Source organism: Bradyrhizobium sp. 61, from assembly GCF_023073075.1.
Classification (GTDB): Bacteria; Pseudomonadota; Alphaproteobacteria; order Rhizobiales; family Xanthobacteraceae; genus Bradyrhizobium; species Bradyrhizobium barranii.
Genome location: NZ_JADPIU010000084.1, coordinates 96,579 through 112,641 on the forward strand (window position 1 = coordinate 96,579; position 16,063 = coordinate 112,641).

At 64.7% G+C, this 16,063-nt stretch carries 18 protein-coding genes; 12 read left to right on the forward strand and 6 right to left on the reverse strand.

The window, feature by feature from the left end:
• The first annotated feature begins 24 nt into the window (after positions 1 to 24).
• The 9 genes from IVB46_RS33975 to IVB46_RS34015 all read left to right on the forward strand — a co-directional run bounded on the left by IVB46_RS33975 (position 25) and on the right by IVB46_RS34015 (position 8,168).
• On the forward strand, positions 25 to 1,569 hold the full coding sequence (locus IVB46_RS33975; RefSeq protein WP_247307854.1) for an ABC transporter substrate-binding protein: 1,545 nt from the start codon (positions 25 to 27) through the stop codon (positions 1,567 to 1,569).
• 7 nt (positions 1,570 to 1,576) lie between these two features.
• Positions 1,577 to 2,527, forward strand: coding sequence for an ABC transporter permease (locus IVB46_RS33980; protein WP_247307856.1), 951 nt, complete (start codon positions 1,577 to 1,579; stop codon positions 2,525 to 2,527).
• Positions 2,514 to 3,242, forward strand: a complete 729-nt coding sequence (locus tag IVB46_RS33985) for an ABC transporter permease (RefSeq protein ID WP_247344513.1) — start codon at positions 2,514 to 2,516, stop codon at positions 3,240 to 3,242. Before IVB46_RS33980 ends, IVB46_RS33985 begins: the two co-directional genes overlap by 14 nt.
• A complete protein-coding gene (locus IVB46_RS33990) occupies positions 3,239 to 3,385 on the forward strand; it encodes a hypothetical protein (protein ID WP_247344516.1) in 147 nt (48 codons plus the stop codon). The genes IVB46_RS33985 and IVB46_RS33990 overlap by 4 nt, the downstream gene beginning before the upstream one ends.
• Complete coding sequence (locus IVB46_RS33995; RefSeq protein ID WP_247307862.1) at positions 3,382 to 4,374, forward strand: ABC transporter ATP-binding protein; 993 nt, start codon at positions 3,382 to 3,384, stop codon at positions 4,372 to 4,374. Before IVB46_RS33990 ends, IVB46_RS33995 begins: the two co-directional genes overlap by 4 nt.
• Complete coding sequence (locus IVB46_RS34000) at positions 4,371 to 5,342, forward strand: oligopeptide/dipeptide ABC transporter ATP-binding protein (protein WP_247307876.1); 972 nt, start codon at positions 4,371 to 4,373, stop codon at positions 5,340 to 5,342. The genes IVB46_RS33995 and IVB46_RS34000 overlap by 4 nt, the downstream gene beginning before the upstream one ends.
• 82 nt (positions 5,343 to 5,424) lie before the next feature.
• Positions 5,425 to 6,492 (forward strand): alcohol dehydrogenase, encoded by a 1,068-nt coding sequence (locus IVB46_RS34005; RefSeq protein WP_166089648.1) that lies wholly within the window; start codon positions 5,425 to 5,427, stop codon positions 6,490 to 6,492.
• A gap of 135 nt (positions 6,493 to 6,627) precedes the next feature.
• Positions 6,628 to 7,707: an isocitrate/isopropylmalate dehydrogenase family protein gene (locus IVB46_RS34010; protein WP_247307878.1), complete on the forward strand. Its 1,080-nt coding sequence runs from the start codon at positions 6,628 to 6,630 to the stop codon at positions 7,705 to 7,707.
• Between the two features lie 38 nt (positions 7,708 to 7,745).
• On the forward strand, positions 7,746 to 8,168 hold the full coding sequence (locus IVB46_RS34015; RefSeq protein ID WP_247307880.1) for an ASCH domain-containing protein: 423 nt from the start codon (positions 7,746 to 7,748) through the stop codon (positions 8,166 to 8,168).
• 15 nt (positions 8,169 to 8,183) lie between these two features.
• Here IVB46_RS34015 and IVB46_RS34020 read toward each other — a convergent pair whose 3' ends face one another.
• Positions 8,184 to 9,005 (reverse strand): enoyl-CoA hydratase, encoded by an 822-nt coding sequence (locus tag IVB46_RS34020; protein ID WP_247307882.1) that lies wholly within the window; start codon positions 9,003 to 9,005, stop codon positions 8,184 to 8,186.
• Positions 9,006 to 9,182: 177 nt separating this feature from the next.
• On the reverse strand, positions 9,183 to 10,532 hold the full coding sequence (locus IVB46_RS34025) for a L,D-transpeptidase family protein (RefSeq protein ID WP_247344519.1): 1,350 nt from the start codon (positions 10,530 to 10,532) through the stop codon (positions 9,183 to 9,185).
• Between the two features lie 219 nt (positions 10,533 to 10,751).
• On the opposite strand from IVB46_RS34025, the gene IVB46_RS44960 reads away from it, so the two are divergent.
• Positions 10,752 to 10,883, forward strand: coding sequence for a hypothetical protein (locus tag IVB46_RS44960; protein WP_256468680.1), 132 nt, complete (start codon positions 10,752 to 10,754; stop codon positions 10,881 to 10,883).
• 45 nt (positions 10,884 to 10,928) lie between these two features.
• On the opposite strand, the gene IVB46_RS34030 is transcribed toward IVB46_RS44960, so the two are convergent.
• Together IVB46_RS34030 and IVB46_RS34035 are read right to left on the reverse strand one after the other, a co-directional pair.
• Positions 10,929 to 11,300, reverse strand: a complete 372-nt coding sequence (locus IVB46_RS34030) for a helix-turn-helix transcriptional regulator (protein ID WP_014497036.1) — start codon at positions 11,298 to 11,300, stop codon at positions 10,929 to 10,931.
• 25 nt (positions 11,301 to 11,325) lie between these two features.
• The gene (locus tag IVB46_RS34035) at positions 11,326 to 12,375 is read right to left on the reverse strand and encodes a LysR family transcriptional regulator (RefSeq protein ID WP_038943246.1); all 1,050 of its coding nucleotides are present in this window, start codon (positions 12,373 to 12,375) and stop codon (positions 11,326 to 11,328) included.
• A gap of 512 nt (positions 12,376 to 12,887) precedes the next feature.
• Between IVB46_RS34035 and IVB46_RS34040 the strand changes: the two genes are divergently transcribed.
• Together IVB46_RS34040 and IVB46_RS34045 are read left to right on the forward strand one after the other, a co-directional pair.
• Positions 12,888 to 13,124: a hypothetical protein gene (locus IVB46_RS34040; protein ID WP_224517737.1), complete on the forward strand. Its 237-nt coding sequence runs from the start codon at positions 12,888 to 12,890 to the stop codon at positions 13,122 to 13,124.
• A gap of 207 nt (positions 13,125 to 13,331) precedes the next feature.
• On the forward strand, positions 13,332 to 14,063 hold the full coding sequence (locus tag IVB46_RS34045; protein ID WP_085404442.1) for a cytochrome c biogenesis protein CcdA: 732 nt from the start codon (positions 13,332 to 13,334) through the stop codon (positions 14,061 to 14,063).
• A 1-nt stretch (position 14,064) separates the two neighbouring features.
• Here IVB46_RS34045 and IVB46_RS34050 read toward each other — a convergent pair whose 3' ends face one another.
• Positions 14,065 to 15,378 (reverse strand): ATP-binding protein, encoded by a 1,314-nt coding sequence (locus tag IVB46_RS34050; RefSeq protein WP_247307887.1) that lies wholly within the window; start codon positions 15,376 to 15,378, stop codon positions 14,065 to 14,067.
• The gene (locus IVB46_RS34055) at positions 15,375 to 16,037 is read right to left on the reverse strand and encodes a response regulator transcription factor (protein ID WP_247307888.1); all 663 of its coding nucleotides are present in this window, start codon (positions 16,035 to 16,037) and stop codon (positions 15,375 to 15,377) included. The genes IVB46_RS34050 and IVB46_RS34055 overlap by 4 nt, the downstream gene beginning before the upstream one ends.
• Positions 16,038 to 16,063: the final 26 nt, after the last annotated feature.

Below are 16,063 nucleotides of genomic sequence, written 5' to 3' on the forward strand. Positions count from 1 at the left end.
GGACGAGGGATCCCGGGAGGAACCATGACGAACCTTGCTGCCGCGGCGCGCAAACACGCGCCGATTTTCCTTGTTGCGGCATTTTCTCTCCTTCCGCCGGCCGAGCCGGCACAGGCGCAGAAGGCGGGCGGCAGCATCACCGTCGGTCAGGAGTTGGAGATTACGGGCTTCGATCCGCTCAAGGTCGGGGTCTACGACACCTCGACCTTCACCGCTGCGGCCGCGATCTTCGACACGCTCACCACGCTCGACGAGAAGGGCGAAGCCGCGCCAAAGCTGGCAGTATCCTGGACCCATTCGGACGATTACAAGAGCTGGACCTTCAAGCTGCGCGAGGGCGTGAAATTCCACGACGGCACGCCGTTCAATGCGCAGGCCTTCAAGGAGAACTTCGATCGGCAGAAGGACCCCGCCAACAAGTGCCGCTGCGCCTTCTACATCACCAACGTCAAGGAGGTGCTGGCGCCCGACAAATATACTGTCGTCTACAATCTCACCGATCCTTCCGTGAATTTGCCGGCGACGAACACCATCCAGAGCCAGAACAACGTCGTGCATTCGCCGACGGCGTGGAAGACCAAGGGCGACGACTACAATCGCAATCCCGTCGGCACCGGTCCCTACATCCTGAAATCATGGACGGCCGGCGATCGCATGGTTCTGGAGAAGAACCCGGGCTACTGGGACAAGGGCCGTCCCTATCTCGACCGCATCATCCTGAAGCCGCTGCCCGACGCGCAGTCGCGTTTCGCCTCGCTGCAATCGGGCGAGGCCGACATCATCTGGGACGACGAGAACGACGCTGACAACATCATGAAGGCACAGAAGGACTCCAAGCTCACCGTGCACACCTACAAGGGCTCGGGCGCGCAGGTCTATGCCTTCAACACCAAGGTGGCGCCGTTCGACGACGTCCGCGTGCGGCAGGCGCTGGTGATGGCGATCGACCGCCCGAAGATGTCGCAGGCGATCAGCAACGGCCTGAGCCGGCCCGCGACCAATCCTTACGGCGACGGCTCCTGGGTCAAGTGCAAGGACGACGGCGCGCTGCCGTTCGACGTCGAGAAGGCCAAGGCGCTGATCAAGGACTATGGCAAGCCGGTCGAGTTCAAGACGCTGGTGACCGCGACGCCCCGCGGCCGCATGATCGGCCAGGTGCTCCAGCAATTCTGGAAGCGCGTGGGCGCCAATATGGAGATCGAGCAGGTCGACCAGGCCACCATTCCGCCGCGCGCCTTCATGCGTCAGTTCCAGCTCATACCCTGGCGCATCGTCGACCTCGCCGATCCCGATCCGCAGATGTATGCGAACTTCCGCAGCGGCAGCCCGCTGGCGCTGGCCAACTTCGCCGATCCGGAGCTCGACCGGCTGCTCGACCACTCCCGCGTCACCGCCGATCCCGCCGCGCGTATCGAGGACTATTGCGCGATCAGCCGCCTGATCAACAAGGAGGCAATCTGGTTCTGGACCTTCCAGAACACCTATTACGCGCTGTCGAGCGCCAAGCTGAAGGGCTTTCCGAAAATCTACAACGGCGTGATCGACGTCTCGACCACCTGGCTGGAATGACCGCGCGATGCTGAACTTCGTCGTGCGGCGGCTCCTTGCCATCCTGCCGGTGCTGCTCGCCGTCTCGCTGCTCACCTTCCTGATCGCCGCGTTGCTGCCGGGCGACCTTGCCTATGTCATCCTCGGCGATCAGGCGACGCCGGAGAATGTCGCGGCTTTGCGCCGTGACATGGGGCTCGACCAGCCGCTGTGGTGGCGTTACCTGAGCTGGCTCGGTCACGTCCTGCAGGGCGATCTCGGCCGCTCCTTCCGCACCGGGCAGACGGTGTTGCAGGCGGTAGCCGAGCGCATTCCGGTCTCGCTCGAGCTGATGCTGATGGCCGAGTTCATCGGGCTCCTGATCGGTGTCCCGCTCGCAATCGCCTGCGCCGCGCGCGCCGGTGGCGCCTTCGACCGCTTCATGACCGGCAGCGCCTTCGCCATGCTGTCGATGCCGTCGTTCCTGATGGCGATTTTGTTGATCTATCTGTTCGCGGTCGAGCTGCGCTGGCTGCCAGCGACCGGCTATGTGCCGTTCATCGAGGAGCCGCTGTCGAACCTGCGCTTCTTCGTGCTGCCGGCGCTGACGCTGGCGCTGGCGGAATGGCCTGGAATCATGCGGGTGTTGCGCTCCGACATGATCGCGACCCTGCAGGAGGACTACATTGCTCTCGCGAAAGCGAAAGGCCTCAAGCCCGCGCGCATCCTGTTCGTGCATGCGCTCAAGCCATCGTCGCTGACCCTGGTGACGGTCACAGGCATCAACATCGGTCGCCTGCTGGGCGGCACGCTGATCGTGGAATCGATCTTCGCGCTGCCGGGCATCGGCCGCTTGCTGGTTGGCGCGATCTACACCCGCGACCTCGTCATCCTCCAGGGCGTGGTGCTGCTGGTCGCCTGCGGCTTCGTCATCGTCAATTTCATCGTCGACATGCTTTACGCCGTGCTCGATCCGAGGATCCGCCATGGCCACGCTTGAGCTGTCGATGCAGGACGAGGTGGTCTCCGAGCCGGTTCGGCGCCGGCGCAAGCTCGGCCTGTTGTTCTGGTTCGCGAGCGCCTGGCTCGCGATTGTCCTGACGCTCGCGATCCTGGCGCCGGTGCTGCCGCTGCAGAATCCTGTAGACATGGACATGCTGGAGCGCCGTGCGGCGTTCTCCGGGGAACACTGGCTCGGCACCGACGGGCTCGGCCGCGACGAATTTGCCCGCCTGATCTTTGGCGCGCGGGTGTCGCTGACGGTCGGGCTGATCGCGCCGATGATCGGCCTTGCGCTCGGCGGCGCGCTTGGTCTCCTCGCCGGCTATTTCCGCGGCCGGTTCGAGACGCTGGTGGTCGGCAGTATGGACGTGCTGCTGGCCTTTCCGCCGCTGATCTTCGCGCTCGCGGTGACGGCCTATCTCGGCCAGTCGATTCTCAATCTCACCCTGATCCTCGGCGTGCTCGGCATTCCCGCCTTCATGCGCGTGGCGCGCGCGGCCACGCTGACTTTGGCGCGGCGGGAGTTCGTGATCGCGGCCGAGGCGCTCGGCGCCAGCCATGCGCGCATCCTGCTGCGCGAGCTGCTGCCGAACGTGATCCTGCCGCTGCTGCGTTCTTCCTGCTCGGCGTCGCCGTCACCATCGTGGTCGAGGGCGCGCTGTCCTTCCTCGGGCTCGGCGTGCCGCCGCCCATGGCGAGCTGGGGCAGCATGATCGGCGAGGGGCGCGACAGCCTCGATGTCGCGCCGCGGCTGGCCTTCCTGCCGGCAACGGCGCTGTTCTTGACGGTGCTGGCCTTCAACCTGGTCGGCGACACCTTGCGGGCCCTGACCGACCCGCGTCAGGGGGCGCTGTGAGCGCGCCGCTTCTGACCATCGAGGACGTGGCGGTCGAACTGCCGACCCCCCGCGGTAATTTGCGCGCCGTGGATCATGTCGATCTGTCGCTGGAGGCGGGCCGCACGCTCGGCATCGTCGGCGAATCCGGCTGCGGCAAGACCATGCTGTCGCGCGCGGTGCTTCAGCTGCTGCCGAAGAAGGCGAAGCTGACCGGGCGCGTGATGTTCGACGGCCAGGATCTGGTGCGGCTCGACTCCGAGCGTCTGCGGCGCCTGCGCGGGCGCGACCTCGCGGTCGTGTTCCAGGACCCGATGACCTCGCTCAATCCGGTGCTGACCATCGGCACCCAGCTGATGGAGACGATCCAGGAGCATCTCGAGCTCGATGCGCCGGCGGCGCGGAAGCGCAGCATCGAGCTGCTCGCCGCAGTCGGCATTCCGGCGCCGGAGCAGCGGCTCGCGCAATATCCGCATCAATGTTCCGGCGGCATGCGTCAGCGCATCGCGATTGCGATCGCGCTATCCTGCGAGCCGAAACTGTTGATCGCGGACGAGCCGACCACGGCGCTCGACGTCACGATCCAGGCGCAGATCCTCGATCTGCTGGCGCGCGAGCAGCGCCGCCGCCACATGGCGATGATCATCATCACCCACGATCTCGGCGTCGTCGCCGGCCGCGCCGACGAGGTCGCGGTGATGTATGCGGGCAGGGTGGTCGAGCGCGCGCCGACGCAGGCGTTGTTCAAGCGCATGAACATGCCCTACACCGAGGCGCTGCTGGCGGCGATCCCGAAGCTGGAGACCGCGCCGCATACGCCGCTGCCCGCCATCTCCGGCCGTCCGCCCGATCCCACGCGGCCACTGAAAGGATGCTCCTTCGCACCGCGCTGCCGCTATGCCGCAGGGCGCTGTCACGAGGCCAAGCCCGAATTGAAGGGCGCGGAGATGCCGGGGCATCTCTATGCCTGCTTCCATCCCATCCAGATGACGGAGGGGATTGGCGCATGATGCAGTTTGCCATGCCCGCTGAGCCGCTCCTGAACGTCGACAATCTCGTCGTCGAATATGGTCTCGGCAACAAGACGGTGCACGCGGTCTCCGGCGTCAGCCTCCAGGTCGCGCGCGGCGAGACGCTGGGGCTGGTCGGCGAATCCGGCTGCGGCAAGTCGACGCTGGGGCGCGCGGTGCTGCAATTGCGCCGTGCCAAGTCCGGCCGCGTGCTGTTCGACGGCGAGGACCTTACCGCGATGGAAGGCGAGGCGCTGCGCAAGATGCGCCGCCGCGTGCAGCTGATCTTCCAGGACCCGATCGCCTCGCTCAATCCGCGCCGGCGCATCGGCGACATCGTTGCCGAGCCGCTGATCATCGCCGGCGTGAAGGATGCCGCCGAGCGCAAGCGGCGCGTTAACGACGTGCTGTCCGCGGTCGGGCTCGACCCTGACCTCGTAGCGGGCCGTCTGCCGCACGAATTCTCCGGCGGCCAGTGCCAGCGCATCTGCATCGCACGATCGCTGGTGCTCAACCCCGAATTTATCGTCTGCGACGAGCCAGTCTCGGCGCTCGACGTCTCCATCCGCGCGCAGATCCTCAATCTGCTCGAGGAGATGAAGGCGCGCTTCGGCCTGACGCTGCTGTTCATCGCGCATGACCTCGCGGTGGTGAAAGCGGTCAGCGACCGCGTCGCGGTGATGTATCTCGGCCGCCTCTGCGAGGTCGGGCCGTCGGAGCAATTGTTCGCAAGGCCCGCGCATCCCTACACGGACCTGCTGTTGCAGGCGATCCCGGTGCCCGATCCGGACGTGCGTCCCGTCGAGAGTGTGGCGACCGGCGAGCCGCCATCGCCGATTGCGCCGCCGTCCGGCTGCCGCTTCCGCACCCGCTGCCCGCGGGCCGACCAGCGGTGCAGCGCGGAGATACCGGAGTTGCGCGAGGTCGCACCCGGCCAGTTCGCGGCTTGCCACCATCCGCTGGCCTGAACTAAAGACGGTAGCGGATTTGTTTCGCCCCGCCGGTCATGGCATGGTGGCGACGACAAAGAAGTATGCCGGGAGGACGCCGATGAAGAGTTTCAAGGTCGCCGATTTCAAGGCGCCGCTGCAGGAGTTCGACGAGGCCACGCCGCAGCCGTCGGGCACGCAGGTGCTGATCAAGGTGAAGGCCGCCGGCGTCTGCCACAGCGACCTCCACATCTGGGAAGGCGGCTACGATCTCGGCCACGGCCGCAAGCCGCTGTCGCTGAAGGACCGCGGTATCAATCTGCCGCTGACCATGGGTCATGAGACGGTCGGCGAAATCGCAGCCTTCGGCCCCGATGTGAAGCCGACCGACCAGGGCGATCTCAGGCTCGGCGATGTCGGCCTCGTCTATCCCTGGATCGGCTGCGGCAAGTGCGCCACGTGCCTGGCCGGTGACGAGAACATGTGCCTGACGCCGCGCTCGCTCGGCGTCTATTGCGACGGCGGCTATTCCGACCACATGCTGGTGCCGCATCCGCGCTATCTGCTCAACCTGAAGGGGCTCGATCCCGCCTCGGCGGCGCCCTACGCCTGCTCTGGCGTCACCACCTACAGCGCGCTGAAGAAGGTCGAGCAGCATTTTGACACGCCGATCGTGATGTTCGGCGCCGGCGGTCTCGGCCTGATGGCGCTGTCGCTGCTGAAGGCAATGGGCGGCAAGGGCGCGATCATGGTCGACATCGACGCCAGGAAGCGCGAGGCCGCGGAAAAGGCCGGCGCGCTCGCGACCGTCGATCCCAAGGCGCCGGACGCGCTGGAGCAGCTTGCCAAAAAGGCGGGCGGACCGATCCGCGCCGTGATTGATCTGGTCGGTAACGCCGCGACCACGCAACTCGGCTTCGATTGCCTGACCAAGGGCGGCAAGCTCGTCATCGTCGGCCTGTTCGGCGGCGGCGCGACCTGGGCGCTGCCGCTGATCCCGATCAAGGCGGTGACGATCCAGGGCAGCTATGTCGGCAATCTGCGCGAGACGCAGGAGCTGCTTGACCTCGTGCGCGCGAAGAACGTGCCGCCGATCCCGGTGACGCGCCAGCCGCTCAACAAGGCCAATGACGCGCTGGTGCAATTGCAGCAGGGCGCGGTGGTCGGTCGCACGGTGCTGACGCCGTAATAAACGCTCTCTCCTCCGTCATTGCGAGCGAAGCGAAGCAATCCAGAAATCCCTCCGCGGACACAGTCTGGATTGCTTCGTCGCTTCGCTCCTCGCAATGACGTCCTTGGCTCGTTCCTTCCTAAGGTCTCTCAAATGTCCGCAAACAACGCCTTCCACATTGCCGTGCTCGCCGGTGACGGCATCGGTCCCGAAGTCATGGCACCGGCTATCGAAGTCTTGCGCAAGATCGAGGCGAAGTCCGGCCTGAGCTTCCGCTTCACCGAGGCGCCCGCCGGCGCCAACAATTATCTCGCGACCGGCAAGTCGATGCCGGATTCCACCATCATGCTCTGTGAGGAGGCTGACGCAATCCTGCTCGGCGCCTGCGGCCTGCCGTCGGTGCGCTATCCCGATAATACCGAGATCGCGCCACAGATCGAGCTGCGGTTCATCTTCGATCTCTATGCCGGCGTGCGCCCGGCGCGGCTCATTCCGGGCGTGCCGAGCCCGATCGTCGGCGCCGACCAGCGCGGCATCGATCTCGTCGTGATCCGCGAATCCACCGAAGGCCTGTTCGCCTCGATGGGCAAGGGCGTCGTCACACATGAGGACGCGCGCGAGACCATGGTGATCACGCGCAAGACCTCCGAACGCCTGTTCGAGTTCTCGTTTCGGCTCGCCGAGCGGCGCAAGGCGCGCGGCAAGCCGGGGATGCTGACCTGCGTCGACAAGGCGAACGTGTTCAAAGCCTTTGCATTCTTCCGCGGCATCTTCGACGAGATCGAGAAGAAGCATCCGAACGTGAAGACCGACCGGCTCTATGTCGATGCCTGCTCGGCTATGCTGGTGAAGCGTCCCTGGGATTTTGACGTGATGGTGATGGAGAACATGTTCGGCGACATCGTCTCCGACATCACCGCGAGCCTGATCGGCGGCCTCGGCATGGCGCCGTCCGCCGACATCGGCGACAAATATGCCGTGTTCCAGCCCTGCCACGGCACCGCACCAGACATCATGGGGCAGGGCAAGGCCAATCCCACCGGCATGATCTTGTCGGCGGCGATGATGCTGGACTGGCTCGCCGACAAGCACGGCGTCGAGAACGCGGCGGAAGCCGGCGAGCAGATCGAGCGTGCAGTGGATCAGATCTACGCCGGCGGCATCAAGCCGATGGAGTTCGGCGGCAGCAATGGCACGGCTGACATTACGAAAGCGGTGCTCGCCGCGCTGTAGTTACCGCTGGCGGTCGATATCGGAGGAGCTGGAAGTCAATGAGCAATCCGGTTCCCGAGCACTATCGGCACCTCAGGACCTTCGCCTTCGGCGACAATCCTGCGCTCGCGGATGAATTGGTCGAACTCGTCGTCAAGGGCGTCAAGACCGCGACTTGCAGCACGGAGGACGAACCGAACACGTCGACGCCGGGTGAGCGCTGGGTCGTACTCAACGGGCGCGGAGAACCGCGCTGCGTCATCGAATCCGTCGAGATCACCTATCGGCGCTTCAATGAAGTCGATGCCGCCTTTGCGCACGATGAGGGCGAAGGCGATCGAAGCCTCGCCTATTGGCGCAGCGCCCATCGGACCTATTTCGGTCGGCTCGGACGATTCAGCGAGGACATGATGCTGATGTGCGAGCGCTTTCGCCTGATCGAGGTGTTTGGCGATCAGAAGCTGACGCCTGCGCCTTGCTGAGCCCGGACGCCGAGGCTACTTGCCCGTAAACTGCGGCTTGCGCTTTTCCATGAAGGCCTGCCGGCCCTCGCGAAAATCCGCGCTGTCCATGCAGGCGTGACCGATCGCCTTGATCGCCTCCAGGTCGCGCTGGCTCTCGTCCTTCAACACCTGCGCGATGGTGATCTTGGCGGCCTTGATCGCGAGCGGGGCGTTCTCGGAGATGGTCTGCGCGATCGTCATCGTCTCCCCCCACAACTCGTCGATCGGGAACAAGCGCTCGACGAGGCCAATGCGCAGCGCCTCGGCGGAATCGATCCGCATGCCCGTGTACATCAGAAGCCGTGCCCAGGACGGACCGACCAGCGACACCAGATGCTTCAAGCCGTCATAGCCGTAGGCGATGCCGAGTTTTGCCGCGGGAATGCCGAACTGACTGCCATGCGCGGCGAGGCGGATGTCGGCGAGCATCGCGACCTGCATGCCGCCGCCGAGGCAAAAGCCCTCGATGCAGGCGATGGTCGGCTTGGGATAGTCGGCAAGCAGCGCGCGCTGGGCGGCGCTGCGCCTGGCATATTCCTCGGACGCCGCCGCGTTGTGGCGGGTCTTCTCGAACTGGCTGATGTCGGCCCCGGAGACGAATGCCTTGCCGCCGGCGCCGCGCAGGATCACGACGCGCACCGCCTCGTCATCGCGCAGGCTCGTCAGCGCCTCGCCAAATCCCTCCCACATCTCCAGCGACATCGCGTTGCGCTTGTCGGGATTGTTGAAGGTGATCACGCCGACGCCGTCGATGACCTGCTTGAGGATCTTGCCGTCGGCATGGGGTGTTTCGGTCGTGCTGGAAATGTCAGGCATTGCGCGCTCGCTTGTCGTAGGCCGGGCGCAATGTGCGGCCGGGGCGCGGCCCGGGTCAACCGCGACGAGGGACGCGGCTTTGCATCCGCCTGTGCCGCGATTGCATGGCGCGAGAAGCGGTTATTCCTTGAGCATGATCTTTTCGGAAAACCGCTGCACACTTTTCCGGATCATGCTCTACTGCGTTGCGTGCATATGCGCGGTCAGGGGATGGCTGCCGGCATTGCTGAAAAACGCCGCCTCTTCGGCGGTGGCCTCCAGCAACTGCTCGTCCTGATTATAGACGTCGTTGCGGAACTGGACGGTCTGGTCCCTGGTCATCCATGCGGTGAGGTAGATCCAGGCCACCGGCACCTTCTTCGCCATGGCGACCTCGAGGTGCTGGCCGCTCGCAATCTCCGTATCGATCGCGGCGCGGCTCCATTTCGGCTGGTCCTTCAGCAGCCAGGCGGCGAGATCGCGCACATTGTCGACGCGCGAGCAGCCATGGGAATCGAAGCGGTAGTCGTCGCTGAACAGATTGCGCTGGTTGGTGTCGTGCATATAGACCGAATAGGCGTTCGGCATGTCGATCTTCACCGCGCCGAGCGCGTTGAAGGTGCCGTTGTGCTGACGCACGGTGAAGTTCGGTGTGTGCGTGCCCGACCAGTCGACCGAATGCGGGTCGATCGGATTGTCGTGGGCGTCGAGCACCTCCATGTGCATGCGCGACAAATAGGTCGGATCCTTGCGCATATGCGCCGAGATCTCGGTCTTGGCGATCGAGGACGGCACCGTCCAGCTCGGATTGAGCACGACGCTGGTGATCTGGGCCGTCAGGGTCGGCGAGGGCTTTTCGGTCTTGCCGACGATGACGCGATAGCGCCGCACCACCACATCGTTCTCGACCGCTTCGGCAAAGGCGGCGGGGATGTTGACCACGACATAGCGCTGGCCGAAGCCGAAATTCATGTTCTCGAGCCGTTGGAGCGAGGCCTCCAGCTGCCGGATTCGTTTCTGCACGGAGACGTTCATCGCCGCGAGCGTACGCGGCGTCACCGTGCCGGTCGGCGCCAGTCCATGGCGGGCCTGGAAGCGTTTTACGGCGTCGGCGAGATCTTGGTCGAAGGCGCCGGTCGCCTTGTCGGCGGCGAGATCGCCGGAGAGGATTAGTCGCTTGCGCAGCAGCTCGTCGCTGGCGCCCTGGACGCCGAGGGCGAACTTGGCATCGGCAGGGATGGCCGGCCAGCCGCCGCGTACGGCAAGATCGGAGTAGCTCAGCGCGGCATCCTTGATGCGCTGGGCCGAGCCCTCGTCATAGGTTGGCTCGTGCGTCAGCGCGAGTGCCGCGGCCGAACGGCTCTCCGCCGTCGAAGCGGGCGCGGCAGCCTTCGGCGCGGCAGCATGGGCCGGGTTCGCCGCAGCCGGCACCGTACCGGCCGCCGTTGCCGGCCTGGGGTTTGCCTGTCCCGTGGTTTCGGTTTGCGCCAGCGCGGAGGCGCTCGCGAGCACGCCGACGGCAACGATCATCGCATGGCGTTTCGACATGTGTCCCATTTTCCCCACGAGGACGAGGCCCGGACGGGCGCTCGCATTGGCAATTCCCGCTCGCCGCGCCGCGTGCGCCGATTCGCAAAAATCGGCGGGAAGCTAGAGCTCCGGAGTTGAGGTCCCATTAAGCACGGCAGTCGAAAGCCCGCGCGTTCGAGGCGGGGCGTCTCGATTGGGTCGCAGCAGGGGCGGGATCGGTTCGCGAAATCCGCGGCGATGGCGGGCAAATTGCCAAAAAATCCGCAGCAAGAAATCCGCAAGAAAAAAGGGCGGCTTGGCCGCCCCGAAAGGAGAGCCGCGCGCAAGCGCGCGGACTGGGTCTCGTTCAATCCGGCCGCGCCCCCGTGACGCGGCGGATTGAACATCGGCCGTAAAGGTCAGAGCCCGATCGGCTCAGGCCTCGTTCGCTGCGATCGATTCCATCAGCGAGACGAGCTGACGCTGCACCGTCTGGTCCTTGATCTTGCTGTAGGCGCGCAGCAGGCGGAGGCTGAAGGCGGAATCGAGGAACAGCAGGCTCTCGACTTCGCGCGCCTTGTTGTCGCCGTCATAGAAGAAGGTCACGGGCACATCGAGGGCGGTGGCGATCTGCTGAAGCCGAGCCGCGCCGACGCGATTGACGCCCTTCTCGTATTTCTGGACCTGCTGGAAGCTCACGCCGAGCTTCTCGCCGAGCTCGGCCTGCGAGATCTTCATCTCGACGCGCCGCAGACGGATCCGCTTGCCAAGCTCAATGTCCGGCTTGCCGGCGCTGCGCTGCTTCATTCTTTTCGCCGCTGCTTTCATACTCTCACCTTTGTTCTTCGGTTGAAAATCCCCCGAAGAGCTGGGTCAGGGGTTCGCCCATATACTCGTCCTTGAATTCATGCGGATGCACGAACTCTTCCTTAAACCACGGGAATCGCGCCGGATTGAAAGCCTCGATCAGCCAGTCAATCATGTGCCGAACGCGTGGAATCCGGCCGCTACCAGGGTGGTAGGACAACCAGATATCCAGCGGCCTGTTCAGCTCGACCTCCAGTGGAATCAACTTCCCGCCAAGCGCAATGGCGTAGCTCGGGAATACGCCGATGCCGGCGCCATTCGCGACCGCCCAATAATTGGCGCTTGAGACGTTGGTCTTCATGACCAGCAGGTCACGTTCCGGAACGCCTGGGAAGAAGCTCTCGAAGGTTTCCTTGGCGGCAAGCTGGTCGGCGAATTGCAGCACCAGGCGGTGCTTGATCAATTCGAGCGCCGAGCGCGGCGTGCCGTGTTTTTCAAGGTATTTTTCCGAAGCCCAGAACATCAGGTGCATGCGGCCGAGCCGCACCAGCTTGACGTCGAGCGCGGAGGGACGCGACAGATGGATGGCGACGTCGGCCTCGTGACGAGAGACATCGGCCGAGCGCATCGCGCAATGCAAGTCGACCAGGATCTTCGGATAGGCCTGCTGGAATTCGACCAGCCGCGGGGCGAGCCAGAACGTCCCGAGACCCTCGGTGACGGCCACGCGAACTTCGCCGGACAGGGCGTTGGCCGTCGAATCGCTGGTGCGCAGCACGTCGAAGGCGGCCGCCTCCATACGCTCGACTGCGGAGACCACCAGTGCACCTTCATCGGTCAGATGCGTGCCGTGGACGTCGCGGGTGAACAGGGTGGTGCCGGTCTGGCGCTCGAAATCATCAATCCGGCGGCGGACGGCGTTGATCGACAGCGACAGGCGTTCAGACGCCGAGCGAAAACTGCCGCATCGAACGACTTCCAGGAATATGCGGGCCGCATCCCAATCGGAGAGGCCGCTGATGTTGATCTTTGGGCGTTCCTCCTGTGGAACGCCCCTTTCCGCCAAGGAGTGCATACAAGTCCCTTCGGGTTGCTAAACTGGCAGAATTGGGCGCAAACCACAACCACTGCGGGTTGGGGAACGGCGACTTTTGAACGCCATCGTTACTGCCTCGTGGGCGGTATCCGAGTGTTACTAAGGCTGAGAATCGAATCGGCCGACCAACGTTGGAATGAGGGGTGTGGCGTGAGTTCCGTTGCGAGCCCTGAAATGGCTGCAGGATTGTCGGCGTTTTCCGTCACGGAAGTCCTTGCGCGCGAGCTGTCGCCGCGCGGAATGGGTCGATCATCCAGTGCCGCGCGTTCGACTCCCGGCCACGACGATAATGGCGTCCCGCGCAGCGGGTCGATGTTCGCGGGAGCCACGGTTTCCCGGCAAAATCATACTGAAATCATGTTCGGAGGCGTCGGCGCCTCGTGTTATTCTCGGTATCCCATGGGGGCCGAGGGGATTTCCACAAACACGTCTCGCAGGCCGAACTAACGGAAAGAACGCCGGTGTCGCATTCAGACGAACAGTTGCAGTCGGTGCTGGAAACGCTTGAGGAGTGCCGCAAGGTTCTCAACGAGAGCAATAACCGCGAGTCGGCCGAGCTGCTGTCCATCGTCATCCTCGACGTGCGGATGAAGCTCAAAGGAATTGACAGTGCCGATCTCAAGGCGCTGTGCGACGAAATGTTGCGGAGCGCTGGAAGCGAACCGCAGCCCCCCTCCAAGCAGACGCAGGACCAGCCCCGGCGTCCGCTGCTCCGCGTGGTGAAGTAGCCGCGCCGCCGAGTCTCGCTTTTTGGCGAGGTTTGTGCGCGTCCCGATGCCGCATCTGTGATCGCAGACGGCATCGGGAGGAGCCTGGTTTCGTGCGCCTCTGTTGTGCGCATTCCCCGGCATCGGCTACACCAGAGCCGGTTCGGCTCCCGCCCGCGCGCATTCCCGGTGCGCGGCCAAAGAGCCTGAGATGGCTCCGACTGCATCATGCAAAATGTCTCGATCCCGGCGGCCCTGATTGCCGGCCTCGTCAGCTTCCTCTCTCCCTGCGTTCTGCCCCTGGTTCCGCCCTATCTGATCTATCTCACGGGCGCCACGATCGAGCATGTCGAGAACAAGGAGCCGGCCTCGGCGTCCAAGCGCGCCATCATGATGTCGGCGCTCCTGTTCGTGCTCGGTTTCTCCACGGTGTTCGTGGCGCTCGGCGCCAGCGCTTCGCTGATCGGCGGGCTGATCCGTGCCTGGTCGGCCGAGCTGTCGATCCTTGCCGGCATCGTCATCATCATCATGGGCCTGCACTTCCTGGGACTGACGCGGATCGGCCTGTTGATGCGCGAGGGGCGCCTGACCGCGCCCAAGCCTGTCGGCCTGTGGGGCGCCTATGTGATGGGCCTCGCCTTCGCCTTCGGCTGGACGCCCTGCATCGGCCCGATCCTTGCCGCGATCCTCTCGATCGCCGCGGCGGAGGCGACGGTGACGAAGGGGGCGGGCCTGCTCGCAGTCTATTCGGCCGGTCTCGGCATTCCCTTCCTGATCGCCGCCCTGATGATCGAGCAGTTCTCGAAGCTGTTCGCGCGCATGAAGGGCCAGCTCGTCAATGTCGAGCGCGCCATGGGCGTCCTGATGGTGATCACTGGCATCGGCTTCCTCACCGGCACGGTCTCGAATGTCAGCATCTGGCTGCTCGAGACGTTTCCGGCGCTGCAGACGATCGGGTAGCTCACGCGGTCGGCACGGTAGTCAGGTCAAACCGAACATGCGCGACGATGCCGGTCGCGCCGCTCCGGTTCTGATGCATCAGCCTGAAGCCGTGCCGGTCGGCGGTGGATTTGGCGATCGCAAGACCAAGCCCGGTCCCCTCGACGCCCTGGGGCGCAGCCCTGAAGAAGCGGTCGTAGATGAACGGCATTGCGTCTTCGGGAATGCCTGGGCCGTCGTCGACGATCTCCAGCGCGCAAATCTTGCCGTCATTGACGACCTTGAGTTCCACGGAGCCGCCTGAACCTGAATAGCGAATGGCGTTGTCCAGCAGAATGGCGATGAGCTTGGCGATCGCGTCGCGATCGCCGAGGAACCTGCACGGTGTCTCCGCCGTCATCGCGAGCTGGACGTTGCGCGCCTCAGCCAGCGGATAGAAGTCCGCCAGCAACGACGTCGCGAGCGCGGCAAGATCGACGTCGTCGCGCTTCTGGATCGAGACGCCTTCCGTTCTGGCCATTTCGAGCAACTGGTTCGCCAGATGCGATGCGCGCCGCACGCCGTCCCGAAGTTCGTCTGCAAGCTCGCGAGTCTGTCCGGACAGTTCTGCGGCGATCAGGTTTTCCGCCTGAATCTGGAGCGCGGCCAGAGGTGTCCTCAGTTCGTGCGCCGCGTCCGCCACGAAGCGGCGCTGCGCGTCGAGTGCCGACCGGTGACGATCGACGAGCTTGTCGATGGCAACGATCAGCGGAGCCACTTCCGCCGGTACGCCCACCGGACGCAGGGGCTCCTGCGCATCGACGCTGCGCTGGCCGATTTCGGCCGACAGCCGTTGCAGACCGCTCATCGTGCGGCTGATCGACCAACCCAGAACGGCCCAGACCAGCGGGATGGCGAGCAGCAGCGGAAGCGCGGCGCCTGTCGCCGCGTGCAGCGCGATCTCGTGCCTGGCGCTCCACGCTTGCGCGATCTGGATATCGTGCTGCGCGTGGCTCCAGCGATAGACGCGCCAATCCTGCCCGTCGGCGGTCACGTCGGACAATCCCGGCATTGATTGCCAGGGAATATCGATCGGAGGACCCGCCCGATGCACCAGCGCGCCGGAGCGATCCCAGATGCGGACGACCAACTGATCCTCGTCTTCGCTTTCGAGCAGCGGACCCGCACCGTTGCGGTCGCCTGGACCGACATTGACGGCGATCTCCTGCAACTGCGCGTCGAGGAACTTGTTCATCTCATAGGCGACCAGGCCGAACGATGTTGCCGTCGCCAAGAGGCCGATGGCGGCCAGCAACAGCGTCGCACGCGTGATGATGGTCTTGCGAAGAGAGCTCATGATCCGGACTTCGTGACCATCCAACCGGCACCGCGGATGTTCCGGATGACGTCCTTGCCATACCGCTTGCGCAAGCCGTGGATGACGACGTCAACGGCGTTGCTCTGCACCTCGTCGCTCCAGCCGTAGATCCGGCTCTCGATCTGGCCTCGCGACAGAATGGTTCCGGGACGCTCCATCAGGGCGTACATCACCGAGAACTCCCGCGCGGAAAGCGTCGATTGGATGCCGCGGAAGGTCGCCACATGGGTCGATGGATCGAGCGTGATCTCCTTGCTGCTCATCAGCGAATTGGAGCGGTCGTTGACCCTGCGCATGACCGCGCGGATGCGCGCGAGCAGGGCGCGCAACTCGAACGGCTTGACGATGAAGTCGTCGGCGCCGAGATCGAGTCCCACAACCATGTCTTCGACCCGGTCGCGGGCCGTGATCACCAGGATGGGCGAAGCCTTCCTGCTGCGCGCGGCCTTGAGAATCTCGAGGCCAGTCATGCCGGGCAGTCCGATATCGAGCAGCGTGATCGCGTGCTCGGCGCGTTGTAGCGCGGCGTAGCCGTCCTGTCCGTCGCGGGTCCAGTCCACGGTCATTCCATTTCGCTTCAATCCGCGGACGAGCGCCTTGCCGAACATCGGATCGTCTTCGATCAGCAGGAGGCGCATTGGATTCAGGGAAAATCGCTGTGTTG